This window comes from Synechococcus sp. CS-205, assembly GCF_025128255.1.
In the GTDB taxonomy this organism is placed as follows: Bacteria; Cyanobacteriota; Cyanobacteriia; order PCC-6307; family Cyanobiaceae; genus Regnicoccus_A.
The window spans coordinates 1-12,404 of the sequence record NZ_JAHLZB010000016.1 but is presented as its reverse complement, the minus strand read 5'-3'; the positions used below and the strand labels follow the sequence as shown (position 1 = coordinate 12,404).

Sequence of the window (12,404 nt, the reverse complement as noted above, 5' to 3'; positions counted from 1 at the left end):
AGGTTGTAGAGCGAACGATCGCCTGAAAGACCACTAGGATCCGTCGATGACTGACGTTCGCGGCTTCTACGAGCGCCACCCTTATCCGGCTCCTCCGAAGGACCTCCATCACCTTGAGTCGCTCTATCGCGACCCGATGAGGCGCAGAGTGATGTTTCACACGCTCTGGCCCAGCCTCACCTACCAGGCCGTCCGCATGATTCTTGTCGCCGGATGCGGCACCTCTCAGGCCGCAGCCATTGCCCTGAGGGAGCCGGAGGCCAGGGTAGTGGGAATAGACATCAGCGAAGCCAGCCTGTCCCATACCCAGAAACTTCAGAAGACGCATGGCATCGCCAACCTGGAACTGCATCGTCTGCCGATCGAGCGCGTTGGCGAACTGAATCAGAATTTTGATCAGATCATCTGCACCGGTGTGCTGCATCACTTGAGTGATCCCGAGCAAGGATTGAAGGCGCTGCGAGATGTTCTGAAGCCCCATGGGGCTATGCAGCTGATGGTCTATGCCTTTTACGGCCGATCAGGCCTCTACATGCTTCAGGACTACTGCCGGTTGCTGGGCATCGGCAGCTCCGATCAGGAACTCCAGCAGCTCAGCGAAACATTGCAGGCACTTCCTCCGCAGCATCCGCTCGCAAGCGTGATGAGCACCAGCAAGGACTTCCTGCATCCCGATGCCCTCGCCGACGCCCTTCTCCATCCCCAGGATCATGCCTACACCGTGCCGCAAGTGCAGGCGTGGCTTGATCGTTGTGGTGTTCGCTTCGGGCGCTGGGTGGATCAGGCTCCCTATCTGCCGCAGTGTGGGGCCCTGGCTGCCACGCCCCATGCCGCCCTCCTCGGTCGGCTCCCCGCTCCTGCCCAGCATGCCGCCGTGGAGCTGTGGCGAGGCACGATCACCAAGCACCATTTCACCGCCTATCGGCAGGATGGCGGCGCGGAGCTTCCCTGGGATCCCTTCGACAGCAAGCCTTCCTCGCGCCGACGCCACCACTGGCACCATCTCATCCCCATGCGGGTTCCTTGGACCGTCACGGTCCGCGAGCGGCTGCCGGCCGGTGCCGTTGCCGTGCTGATCAACCGTGCTCACACCTTCCCCGACCTGATTCTTCCTGTCGACAAGGATCAAGACAGGCTTCTCTCCGCCATCGACGGAGAACGCAATCTTGCTGAGATTGTGGGGAGTTGTGCAACTGCGATCAGCGAGAAGAGAGCCCTGAGCTTCTTCAAGAAGCTTTGGCAATATGACCAGGTTGTGTTTGATGCATCTCTTGTCTGATCGGTCATCGGAGCCCCCCGGGGCAAGGGGGGGGCTGGAGAGGCTGGCTTCAGGAACTGCCGAGGGTTGCCGTCATCTTCTCGATCGCATCGCTCACCGTGAAGCTGGCTGCCTTCTGGCGGGGCGGGAAGGCTTTAAGGGTCTCCAGGGCCTGAGCCACCCTTGCCTGAGCTGGAACCAGCAGGAAGACATGATCCATCAGCCAGTCATAGTAGGTGTTGGATGTAATGTCGGCCCGCTCGTAGGGATCAGTGAGCAGATTGAAGATCTTGGGGACCCGCAACTCCGTGAAGGGTTCGGCCCAGATCCGAAGCGTGCCGGCGCAGCGTTGCTCCATAAACACGAACTTCCAGTTGTCGTAGCGCAGGGCGGTGAGGTCACCGTCGTCGGAGAAGTAGAAGAAGTCGATCCGTGGGCTCTTGTCCGTCTTCCCGGTCCAGTAGTCGAGCATGTTGTAGCCATCCAGGTGCACCTTGAAGGTCTTGCTGCCCGCCTGGTAACCCTCGAGGCACTTCTGCTTGATCTCCGGTTCGCCGGCGGCCGCCAGGATGGTGGGCAGCCAGTCGAGATGGCTGACGATGCCGGTCAGCAGGGTGCCGGCTTCAATGTGGCCGGGCCATCGCACCAGGCACGGCACCCGGTAGGCCCCTTCCCAGTTGGAATTCTTCTCGTTGCGGAAGGGGGTCATGCCGGCATCGGGCCAGCTGTTCATGTGCGGGCCGTTGTCAGTGCTGTACATCACGATCGTGTCGTCGCTGATGCCCAGCTCATCGAGCAGGTCGAGCATCTGGCCGATGCAGTTGTCGTGATAGATCATCACGTCGTGATACTCCGACTGCCAACGCCCCGACTGGCCGATGTCCTGCGGCCTGGCATGGGTGCGGAAGTGCATGTGGGTGGTGTTGAACCACACGAAGAAGGGCTCGCCGGAGGCCACCGCATCCCTGATGAAGCGCTTGGCCTCCTTCATGAACTCATCATCGGCCGTCTCCATCCGCTTCCTGGTCAGCGGGCCGGTGTTCTCGATCCGCTGGGTGCCGTCGCCATTGGCCCAGCAGTGCAACACGCCGCGGGGACCGAAGTTCTTGCGTAAGTTGGGATAATCAGCTTCGGGGGGATAGTCGCGCAGCTCCGGCTCTTCTTCGGCATTGAGGTGATAGAGGTTGCCGAAGAATTCGTCGAAGCCGTGCATCGTGGGCAGGTATTCATCCCGATCCCCGAAGTGGTTCTTGCCGAACTGACCGGTGCGGTAGCCCTGGGGCTTGAGCAGCTCGGCGATGGTGGGATCCTCGTCCTGGTAGCCCACCTTGGCGCCGGGCAGACCCACCTTGCTGAGGCCGGTGCGGAGCACGCTCTGGCCGGAGATGAACGCTGCCCGGCCGGCGGTGCAGCTCTGCTCGGCGTAGTAGTGGATGAAGCGGGCTCCCTCTTTGGCCACCCGGTCGATGTTGGGGGTCTGGTACCCCATCAGCCCATCGCTGTAGCAGCTGAGGTTGCTCTGGCCGATGTCGTCGCCCCAGAGGATCAGGACGTTGGGCTTTCCGTTGGGCATGGGAGGTGGGGCCTGTGTTGGCTGCGGGCCTGGCGCTGGACGGGTTTCCAGCTCCGGCACACGGAGGAACTTACCCACAACATGCCGCCCATGGCAGGCTGGGGCCACTCGGAAAGTGCAAGGGGCGATGGCTCCGCTCCACAGGTTCGAGGCTGTTGAGCAACTGGAAACTCAGCTGCAGGAGGCGGGGCTGGATCTGCGTCTGCTCCAGCTCTCCAACGGCCGCCTCAGCGGCAACCTCGTCATCCGCCGGCTCGGTCCACTGTGCTTGCTGCGCCTTCAGGCCAACCGTTGTTTGCACTTCGCCGGATCCAAGCCCCTGGATCAACGCCTGGTCTGTCTGAACCTTCTGCCCTCCGTCGGCGGCGCCCCTCTGCGCGCCCACGGCACCACCATCGGCCCTGATCTGCTGTTCGGTCTTGACCCCCGGGCGGAGGTCCACCTCTCCACTCCTGAGCAGATGGATCTGGCGGTGGTGATGCTGACCCCCAGCACCCTGACGCGCTGGAGCAGCGGCCAGGGGGACCTTGATCTGGAATCGGCGCCCTTCCGCTCCAATTGCCTGCCCATCGATGCCGACAGCCGCGCGCAGTTCCAGCGCCGGTTGCTCAAGCTGTTGCCCCTCCAGGCAGAGACGCCCCCAGTGCCGGCCGTGTCGCCGCCGGCACTGGATGGAGCTGGTGGTGATCTGTTGCCTCTGCTCGTTGACGTACTGGAGCAAGGCTTCAGGCAGCGGGGCGGGCCCGACAGCCCGCCGGCGCGGATCGAACTGGTCAAGCAGCTGCAGCAGTGGGTGGAGGAGCACCCCCTTGAACCGGTCAGCCTGGATGGCCTCTGCCGTCAGGTGTATGTCGGACGGCGCAGCCTGATCCTTGGGTTCAAGGAGCACCTGGGCATGGGCCCGATGGCCTATTTCAAGCTGCGGCGCCTGCATGCCGTCCGCCGTGGGCTGATGGAGGCAGTGCCTGGCGCGATCACGATCTCAGGGCTGGCGGCCTCCTGGGGCTTCCTCAATCCGGGGCACTTCGCCCGGGATTACCGCCGGCTGTTTGGGGAGCTCCCCAGTGCCACGCTCTCCCGCCGGCTCAGCCCCACCGTCCTGGCCGGGGGGCACGGCACAGCGGTTGACCGCCTCTCCGTCGGATCCTGCTGACGCTGAAGGGGCCGCGAACACCGTGGCCCAGTCGTCGCGCATGCTCACCACCGTCCAGCCCTGCCGCGGGGCTTCACGCAACGCCCGATCCAGATGGCCGAAGGCTGATTGGCGGTCGTAGGCCACCTCCCGCTCCGGGTCGTCGTGGTGAACAATCACCCCCAGGCGTGGCCCCGGCAGGCTGGTGGTCCACTCCAGCATCTCGAAATCACCGTCGGAGTTGCCGAAGGCGGCGATCGGCCTGCGGCCGATCAGCTGCTCGATCAGGACCGGTTTCTTGGCCCGATCGGCGACCGTCTGCACCTCGCCCTGGCGCAGGATCACCGGCAAGCCGCCGCGGATGGCGTAGATGGTGCCGACGCTGGAGCCGATCACCTGCTCCGGGGGAATTCCATAGACCTCCTCGGCGAACACCCGCATGAAGGCCTCGCCACCCGCCGAAACGATGTAGGTGCGGAAGCCGTTGGCACGCAGGTGGTCCAGCAGCTCCAGCATCGGCTGGTAGGCCAGGGCGGTGTAGGGCCGCTGCAGGGTCGGGTGGCAGGCGCCATTCAGCCACTCGCGCACCAGGTCGTGGAACACGTCGGTGCTCATGCCGGCATGGGTGAGTCCCACCAGATCCAGCAGACCCTTGATGCCCATGGTGAGCACGGCATCCCCGTTACCGGCCGCGGCCGCCGCGGCGATGATCGGATTGGTGGCGAGCTCCGGTTGCTGGGCCACCATGGCGCGGGCCCGCTCGATCGCGAAGGCCAGCTGCACGTACATCGGCTGCTCCGACCAGAGCGTGCCGTCGTTGTCGAAGACGGCGATGCGCTCCTCGGGGGGCACATAGTTCTCTCCTCCTTCCTGGCTGACGCTGGCGATGAAGTCCAGGATCCGGGCTCTGGTGGCACCGTCGCGCCAGGAGGGGAGGAGCTCGCTGGCCATGGCGGGGGCCAAAGGGGGGACCATCATCAGGGCGAGAAGGCTTTCCGCCGCTGTCGCCACGACCCGCCTCAGCATTCGGCTCTGCTCCCGGGGTCAGTGAACAGCCGCTGCAGCTGCGGCAGCAGGGCCTCCAGGGCCCGGCCGCGATGCCCCAGGCGCCCCTTGAGTTCGGAGGGCATCTGGGCGAAGCTCAGGCCCGCTTCCGGCACCAGGAACACCGGGTCGTAACCGAAGCCACCATCTCCGCGGGGGGCGTTCAGGATCTCTCCCGCGCAGACCCCCTCCACCTCCAGCACGGTGTGGCCTGCGGGGTCGGCAACAGCCAGGGCGGCTGTGAACCGGGCCCGCCGGTTGCTTTCGCCTGCCAGCTCCTCCAGCAAGCGGGCAATTCGCTCAGGGTCGCTGGGGGCGTAGCGGGCGGAGTGGATGCCGGGCGCCCCGCCGAGGGCGTCCACGCTGAGGCCGGAATCGTCGGCCAGGGCCCAGTGCCCGGTGATCCTGGCCACGGCTTCGGCCTTGAGGCGGGCGTTGGCCGCGAAGCTGTCGCCGGTTTCGTCCACCTCAAGCCCCCTTGGCTGCGGCAGGACCTCCAGTTCCAGTCCCGGGCCCGCCGAGGCCAGCGCGGCCTTGAATTCCCGCAGCTTGCCGGCGTTGCCGCTGGCAATCACCAGCACCCTCGCCGTGGGGTGTGGGCCGGGCATGCTCATGCCGCTTCAGCGAACTGCCGAGCCCACGCCAGGATCTCGCTCACCCGCTCGCGGCTCGGAGCCTCGCTGTAGAGACGAAGCAGCGGTTCGGTGCCCGAGAAGCGCAGCATCAGCCAGTGGCTGGCGCCGAGGCGCAGCTTCACCCCGTCGGTGCTCACCACCTCCTGCACCGGCCAGCCGGCCACGCTGCCGGGGGGATCCTGCGCCAGCTGGTGCTCCAGCCGCTCCCGACTGGCCATGTCCTTCAGGCGCAGGTCGAGCCGGTCGTAGGCGCTGGCCCCGCCATGGGCGGCCTGCAGCCGATCGAGGCGCTCCCCCAGGGGCAGGCCGCCCTCCACCAGGGCCTCCAGCACCAGCAGGGCGGCGAACAGGGCATCCCGCTCGGGCAGGTGCAGGCCGAATCCCACCCCGCCCGATTCCTCGCCACCCACCAGCACCCCACCGGCGATCATTTCGCTGGCGATGTACTTGAAGCCCACGGGCTTCTCGATCACCGACCGTCCCAGACCCTCGGCCACCAGCTGCATCAGGTCGGAGCCGCTCACGGTCTTGATCACGGCGCCCGGCAGGGCCCGCGCCCGGGCGAGGTGATCGATCAGCAGGGGCATCAGCAGCTGGGTGCTGCAGTAGCGGCCGCGTTCATCGATGGCGGCGATGCGGTCGCCGTCGCCGTCGAAGACGATGCCCACCGCCGGCCGGCCGGCCTCGCCGCTGGCGCGGACGGCTGCGATCAGCTCCTGCAGGTAGGGCGCCAGGGGTTCGGGCGGGTGGCCGCCGAAGAGCGGATCGCGCCAGGAGCGGATCTCCTCGATGCAGCCATCCCGGGCGCTGGGGCCTGAACCGGCTGCCAGCAGCGCCGGCAGCCCGCCGGCCGCGGAGCCGTGCATGGGATCGACGATCACCCGCAGCCCCATCGCCTCCAGGCCCCGGCTCAGGGCGCTGGTGTCCACCAGCTGACGCAGACCGTCCAGGTAACCGCCCCAGCCATCGAATCGGGGCGTGTCGCCGGGGATCGGCACGGTGATGCCCCCCGCCTCCAGCCGCCTCTCCACCGCGGCGGTGAAGGCCTTCTCCACAGAGCCGCCGAAGTGCCCTTTGATCTTCAGGCCGATCCACTCCGGCGGGTTGTGGCTGGCGGTGATCACCAGGGCCCCCAGAGCGCTCCGCTCCACCACGGCCCAGCTGCAGGCGGGCGTGGGCACGGCCGACTCGGTGAGCACAGGCTCGAGATCGGCCCCGCGCACGGCGCTGGCGATGGCCTCAGCCAGCTCCGGTGCCAAGAAGCGGCGGTCGTAGCCGATCACCACCTCCCGGCTGTTCAGCTGTGCCGGGGCCGCACGCTCCAGCTCACGGGCCGCTGCCGCGGCCACCACCAGCAGCCGTTCAAGGGTCACATCGACGCCGAGGATGCCGCGCCAGCCATCGGTGCCGAAACGGATGGGACTGGGCTCCAGGGGCAGGGGGGCAGAAGCCATGGGGGCAGCGGCATTGAGTAGCTCGTAGCAGCCGGACGGCCTGCCTGGGTTCGAGCAGGTGCCGGCCTGGCGGCAGACCACCGCCCGCCGTAGCCTGCCGCCATGCCCGCTGAACCCTCCAACCGGCTGTTGACCGACCGGTTGCTGCGCAGCTGGTTGCGATGCCGGCGACGGGCCTGGCTCGACCGCTATGGAGATCCCGGCCAGAGGCTCTGGAATGCTCACCGGGCCCTCCAGCTCGACGACCAGCAGCGCTGTTTCGTGAGCCTGCTGGAACGGCGCCCCCAGGCCGGTGCAGCCGCCTGCGCCGCCGGGGCACCGGCGGTGGTGGGGGTGCGCCTGCGGGGCAGCGGCCCCGCAGGCCTGGCGCTGGAGGGCCATCCACCGCTGTTGCGGCGCACCAGTGGGGAGAGCCGCTGGGGGGCCTACGCCTACCAGCCCGTGATGGCCCGTCAGGGCCGTCGCCTCACCCGCGAACACCGGCTGGTGATGGGGCTGTGGGGTCAGCTGCTCGCGGGTTGGCAGCAGGGACCGGTCAGCCATGGCCTGGTGGTGGCGGCAGGCTCCGGGCGCCTGGAGCGGGAGCGGCTGGCCCTGGGGGAGGGATTGCAGCGCCAGCTGCAGGAGGCGCTGCCCAAGCTGGCGGCGGATCTGGAGCGCCCCCAGCCACCACCGCTGGTGAGTGACCGCAAGAAGTGCGTGCTCTGCTCCTGGCGCGGCTTCTGCGACCGCGAAGCGGCCCTGCAGGGGCACCTCAGCGAGGTGAGCGGCATCGGCGCCAAGCGCCGTGAGTTGCTGATCGAGCTCGGCCTGCCCCAGCTCAGCGCCCTGGCCGGCGCCGATCCCGAGGCCCTGGCCGATGCGCTCGAGGTGCATGGGGAGCAGCACCGCGAGGTGGCGGCGCGGCTGGTGGCCCAGGCCCGCGTGCAGCAGCGGGGGGAACCTCTGCGGCTGCCCGTGGAGCCCGCTCAGGCGGCCATGGCCCTGCCCGAGCTGCGCACGGCCGCTGGGGTGCTCGTGTACGACATCGAATCCGACCCCGATGCCCGCGACGACTTCCTGCACGGCTTCCTGCGCATCGAGCGGGGTGCCGACGGCCGCTGGCCCGACTGGCAGACGGCTGACATCGGCAGCTACCGCCCGTTGCTGGCCCTGCACGAGCACGGCGAGGCCAGGCTCTGGCGGCGCCTGCGCCGGCTGCTGGCCGCCACACCGGCCGACTGGCCCGTGCTCCACTACGGCGAAACCGAGTCGATCGCCCTGGTGCGCCTGGCCCAGCGCCAGGGGGCCAGCGAGCGTGAGCTGGCGGCTCTGCGCCGACGCCTGGTGGATCTGCACCAGCGGCTGCGGCGCCACTGGCTGCTGCCGGTGAACAGCTACGGCCTCAAGGCCGTGGCCGGCTGGTTGGGCTTCGCCTGGAGCCAGAAGGGGGTGGATGGGGCCCGCTGCCTGCTCTGGTGGCGCCAGTGGCGCGGGGATGGCACTCCGGCCGGCCGCGGCAGCCTGCATGGGCTGCGCCGGATCTTCCGCTACAACCACGACGACGGACGGGCCACCTGGGCGGTGGCCAGCTGGCTGCTCGCTCAGGACGCCGCGCTTCCCGCCCCCACCGGCGGCGCCACCACCCCGGTGGGCACCGAGACCTCCAGGGTGATCCCCTCGCCGGTCACCAGCTGGGGGTCCGCCAGGGCCTGACGCCGCACCAGGGCCAGTCCCAGCCAGAGGCTCGAGCCCTCGGCCTCCCCGCCCAGCCGCAGGCTGGAGGTGATCCGGCCGGCCCGCTCACCGCTGGTGGTGAGCAGCGCCGTTCCCACGGCCAGGCCCGCGGCCGGGCCCACCGTGAACCACCGCCGAAGCTGCTGCTTGACGCCGTCGTAGGTGGCCAGCTTGGCGAGGGTTTCCTGGCCCACGTAGCAGCCCTTGTTCAGGCTCACCCGATCCGCCAGTCCGAGCTCGAACGGATTCACCTCGTCGCTGACTTCATTGGGGGCCACCGGCCGGCCCTGGCTCAGGCGCCAGCGCTCGCTCTCGATCGCTCCCAGGGCCGGGACGGCCTCGAGCTCGGCCGGGAGTGCAGTCCCATCGGGGAGCAGCAGTCGGCCTCCGGGCAGCCACCAGCCCGCGGCGGACTCTGCCGCGGGCTCTGCTCCCTCCAGAGTGATCAGCCTTCCGGTCTGCACCGGTCCCAGGCTCACCTGATCGGCCGGAAAGAGCACCCGGTCGAGAGCCTGATGGATCGCGGCCCCTTCGCCGGCGCTGATCACCAGCCAGGCTCCGCCGGCATCCACGAGCACGTCAGCCAGTCCACGCACCCGGCCGGTGGGGGTGAGGCAGCAGGTGGCCAGGCACTCACCAGGCCGTGCCCGCTCCAGGTCCTGGCTGCTCTGGCCATGCAGGAAGCGCAGGGTGTCGGGGCCTTTGAGGCGGATCAGGCTGACGGGTTGCTCCCAGCGGCAGGGGGTGGCCGGCTGCCAGTCCCAGGGGGCTGAGACGGGGGTGGCGGTCAGGGGCATGGCAGGGGAAGCGGTGCGCTCACCCTTGCAAATTCCCTGCCGTGGCGGCGATCTCCTCGAGCAGGTACAGGCTGCGCAGCTCCAGTCCGGCTGCCGTCATCGCCTCGTGCCCTCCTTCCTGGCGATCGACGATCGTGACCACCCGATCCACCCGGTAACCGGCCTGGCGCAGCTGCTCCACGGCCTTGAGGGAGGAGCCCCCTGTGGTCACCACGTCTTCCAGCACGGTGATCCGGGATCCGGTGGCGGGCAGGGGCCCCTCCAGCCAGGCGCCGGTGCCGTGCCCCTTGGCCTGCTTGCGCACGATCAGGGCATCAAGGGGCAGGCCGGCCTGGGCCGCAGCCATCGCCACGCCACTGACCAGGGGATCGGCGCCGAGGGTGAGGCCGGCCACGGCCGCGGCGCCCTCGTCCACGTGTTGCAGCAGAGCAGTGGCCAGCAGGGCCAGCCCGAAGCCGCTCAGGCTCACGGGTTTGCAGTTGACGTAGTGGTTGCTGCGTCGTCCGGACGCCAGGGTGAACTCCCCGTGGCGGTAGGCCCTGGTGGCCAGCAGTTCGAGCAGCAGCTGCCGGTTCTCCCCGGCCGTGGTGGGAAGGGCCGCTACGCGCGCTCCCGCGGTGCTGGGACTGGTGCTGGGGGTCGGTGGCATCGCAGCGGAGGAGGAAGCAGGGGTGGCGGGTGCGCCTCGGCCGAAGTCCCTGGCAAAACACGACCCAACCACCTAGTTTGCGGGATGATCAGGATGTGCCAAGCATCCGGGCGCCATCGGCCCTCCAGGCCCTGTCTGCCTTCCGGATACAGCCGGCCCACTGCTCCGTGAACAGCCCCGAGCCATGACTCCCGCCGCCTCCCCGATTGCTCACCCGGCCGCCCTGGCGGCTGGTGCCCTCGCCTCCGGGGTGCTGCTGGGGCTGCTCCCCGCCAGGCCGGCGCAGGCCGGCCCTGTGGTCTGCACCACCACCCTCGAGGCTCCCCTGGCCGGCACCGGCAACAGCACCCGGCCGCCCAGTGCCCCGGTGGAGGTCACCCGCTGCGGTGAGGTTCAGACCACGGCCGAACTGTTTGAGCAGCGTGCCTACACCTGGCGCTCCACCTTTGCCCGCGGGGTCAGCCTCACCAACCAGATCACCGACATCCTGGGCATCGCGATGGGCGGTCCCCAGGGCAACCGCGTGATGGGGTTCGGCTTCCCCGAGCAGGCCATCGTCTGGGATTCCTCGGCCATCGGCAACACCACGGCCGCCCTGCTGGAAGAGCAGAGCGCACCGATGCCGTTTCGCGACGCCGACCTGCCCTCGATCTTCTCCTCCAGCCTGCAGGTGGCCCCCACCACGGTGCCGGTCCAGGTCGCCCAGCCTGGGGTGAACGACTTCCCCACGTCCTTCCCTGTGCAGACTGCGCCAGTGCGCGGTCTCTGGTGAAGCCAGGATTTGGCCCGGGGGTCTAGCAATCTGGTGAATGCAGCGGGCTCATAATCCGCCTGAGGCGAGTTCGATCCTCGCGACCCCCATTTCAGCTTCAGAGGGTGGACCTTCGACTCAGCGGGCCTGCGTTGTCCACTGTTTCCAACGGCGGTCAGACCTGGTCACATCTCCTTGGACCCGGTAAGCCTCCTGCCCTTCATGCAGCCGTGGTTTCTTGCCACCATGGATCTGAAGACGTAGTCACCCAGGAACCATGAAAGGCCTGCGCCGCAGCCTCAGACCAGCTCTTCTGTGTGCTGCAGGGCTGGCAGCAGGCCTGAGTGCCGTCCCCGCTGATGCCCAGGTGGGAATCACCATCCAGCTGGGCCAGCCCGGGTACTACGGACCCGTTCAGCCCTACGGCATCGGTCTCAACCAGCTGCTCTACCCGCAGCCGCGGATCATTCAACCCGGCTACAGGGCCTGGGATTCGGGTCGAACTGTTCAGCCGATCTACCTGCGGGTGCCGCCCGGCCACGCCAAGAACTGGGGAAAATATTGCCAGCGCTACGGATCCTGCAACAGGCCCGTTTATTTCGTACGGGACAGCTGGTACAACGACACCTACGGGCAGCGCTATCAGCAACAGAAAAAAACTACCGACGTGGGCGCGGCCGTTACCGTTACGACGACGATTGAACTCGATTCCAACTCGCAGCGGATTGGATCATCCTGGATGGGTCAGTGAGGTCTGATTTGTTCGGTGGATTCTCATGGCCCACTGGCGACCAAGCTGCGACAGAACAGTTTGATCTCGATCCCTGCTGAGGATTGCCGCCAACGCGCTCGATTCGCAGCTCATAGCCGCTGGGGGTCATCGACAAGCTTGCTGCCGAATCCAGACAGGCCAGGCAGGGGACTGCCTCCCTGCTCTGACCCCATGACAGGCCCAGCCATGACACGCTCTGCGGCTGCTGCCACCCATGGACTTCCTGCCGCCGCCGTGCAGCAGATCCAGGCCACCCTCTACGGATCCCGCGCCCTCGGCCGCCATCGCCCCGGCTCCGACATCGACCTCACCCTTGCGGGTGACGCCCTCGACGATCTGCTGCTGCCCTGGCGCTTCGATCTTTCGCTGCAGGCTTCGCTGCAATCCCCCGAGTTGATCGACCATATCCAGCGGGTGGGGCAGGTGTTCTACCGCCGCTCGCCTTGGCCAGATTTCACGACGACCTGAATGAGCCCCTCCTACCCAGGGCTGATTCAAAGTTTCAGCACGGATTCGGGTCGGGTTGGCGCATTGCCATCTCCAGCAACGCCGTGATGTCGTGCATCACCGCCTGCATGCCGGCCCTGATCGACTGAAATCCAGCCAGCCGCAACAGGTTGAGG

11 protein-coding genes, 1 tRNA gene and 1 pseudogene are annotated in these 12,404 nt (G+C 67.9%); 7 read left to right on the top strand and 6 right to left on the bottom strand.

What is annotated here, in order from left to right; translation table 11 throughout:
• Positions 1-46: 46 nt before the first annotated feature.
• Entirely contained in the window at positions 47-1,279 is a 1,233-nt protein-coding gene (locus KQ297_RS03820) for a class I SAM-dependent methyltransferase (RefSeq protein ID WP_259738252.1), read from the top strand.
• Between the two features lie 49 nt (positions 1,280-1,328).
• Here the strand turns inward: KQ297_RS03820 and KQ297_RS03815 are convergent, their stop codons facing one another.
• A complete protein-coding gene (locus KQ297_RS03815; RefSeq protein WP_259738251.1) occupies positions 1,329-2,831 on the bottom strand; it encodes an arylsulfatase in 1,503 nt (500 codons plus the stop codon).
• On the opposite strand from KQ297_RS03815, the pseudogene KQ297_RS12750 reads away from it, so the two are divergent.
• A pseudogene (locus KQ297_RS12750) lies at positions 2,785-3,849 on the top strand (hypothetical protein); the annotation flags it as partial. The gene KQ297_RS03815 and the pseudogene KQ297_RS12750 overlap by 47 nt on opposite strands.
• Here KQ297_RS12750 and KQ297_RS03805 read toward each other — a convergent pair.
• The 3 genes from KQ297_RS03805 to KQ297_RS03795 form a co-directional block, all read right to left on the bottom strand.
• Positions 3,814-4,914, bottom strand: coding sequence for an HAD family phosphatase (locus KQ297_RS03805; protein WP_259738250.1), 1,101 nt, complete (start codon positions 4,912-4,914; stop codon positions 3,814-3,816). The pseudogene KQ297_RS12750 and the gene KQ297_RS03805 overlap by 36 nt on opposite strands.
• A 68-nt stretch (positions 4,915-4,982) precedes the next feature.
• On the bottom strand, positions 4,983-5,621 hold the full coding sequence (gene rdgB / locus KQ297_RS03800; protein WP_259738249.1) for an RdgB/HAM1 family non-canonical purine NTP pyrophosphatase: 639 nt from the start codon (positions 5,619-5,621) through the stop codon (positions 4,983-4,985).
• Positions 5,618-7,096, bottom strand: coding sequence for a phosphoglucomutase/phosphomannomutase family protein (locus KQ297_RS03795; RefSeq protein WP_259738248.1), 1,479 nt, complete (start codon positions 7,094-7,096; stop codon positions 5,618-5,620). The genes rdgB and KQ297_RS03795 overlap by 4 nt, the downstream gene beginning before the upstream one ends.
• A gap of 102 nt (positions 7,097-7,198) precedes the next feature.
• Here KQ297_RS03795 and KQ297_RS03790 point away from each other — a divergent pair, with 102 nt between their 5' ends.
• Positions 7,199-8,791: a TM0106 family RecB-like putative nuclease gene (locus KQ297_RS03790; RefSeq protein ID WP_259738247.1), complete on the top strand. Its 1,593-nt coding sequence runs from the start codon at positions 7,199-7,201 to the stop codon at positions 8,789-8,791.
• Here the strand turns inward: KQ297_RS03790 and KQ297_RS03785 are convergent.
• Together KQ297_RS03785 and pyrE are read right to left on the bottom strand one after the other, a co-directional pair.
• On the bottom strand, positions 8,680-9,609 hold the full coding sequence (locus KQ297_RS03785) for a folate-binding protein YgfZ (protein WP_259738246.1): 930 nt from the start codon (positions 9,607-9,609) through the stop codon (positions 8,680-8,682). The two genes, KQ297_RS03790 and KQ297_RS03785, sit on opposite strands and share 112 nt — an antisense overlap.
• A 19-nt stretch (positions 9,610-9,628) precedes the next feature.
• Positions 9,629-10,258: an orotate phosphoribosyltransferase gene (gene pyrE / locus KQ297_RS03780; protein ID WP_259738245.1), complete on the bottom strand. Its 630-nt coding sequence runs from the start codon at positions 10,256-10,258 to the stop codon at positions 9,629-9,631.
• A 184-nt stretch (positions 10,259-10,442) separates the two neighbouring features.
• Between pyrE and KQ297_RS03775 the strand changes: the two genes are divergently transcribed.
• From KQ297_RS03775 to KQ297_RS03760, 4 genes are all read left to right on the top strand, one after another.
• On the top strand, positions 10,443-11,030 hold the full coding sequence (locus tag KQ297_RS03775; RefSeq protein WP_259738244.1) for an occludin/ELL family protein: 588 nt from the start codon (positions 10,443-10,445) through the stop codon (positions 11,028-11,030).
• Between the two features lie 16 nt (positions 11,031-11,046).
• Positions 11,047-11,119 (top strand) — tRNA-Ile (locus KQ297_RS03770).
• A gap of 167 nt (positions 11,120-11,286) precedes the next feature.
• A complete protein-coding gene (locus KQ297_RS03765) occupies positions 11,287-11,760 on the top strand; it encodes a hypothetical protein (RefSeq protein ID WP_259738243.1) in 474 nt (157 codons plus the stop codon).
• A 207-nt stretch (positions 11,761-11,967) separates the two neighbouring features.
• Complete coding sequence (locus KQ297_RS03760) at positions 11,968-12,249, top strand: nucleotidyltransferase domain-containing protein (protein WP_259738242.1); 282 nt, start codon at positions 11,968-11,970, stop codon at positions 12,247-12,249.
• The last annotated feature ends 155 nt before the right edge of the window (positions 12,250-12,404 follow it).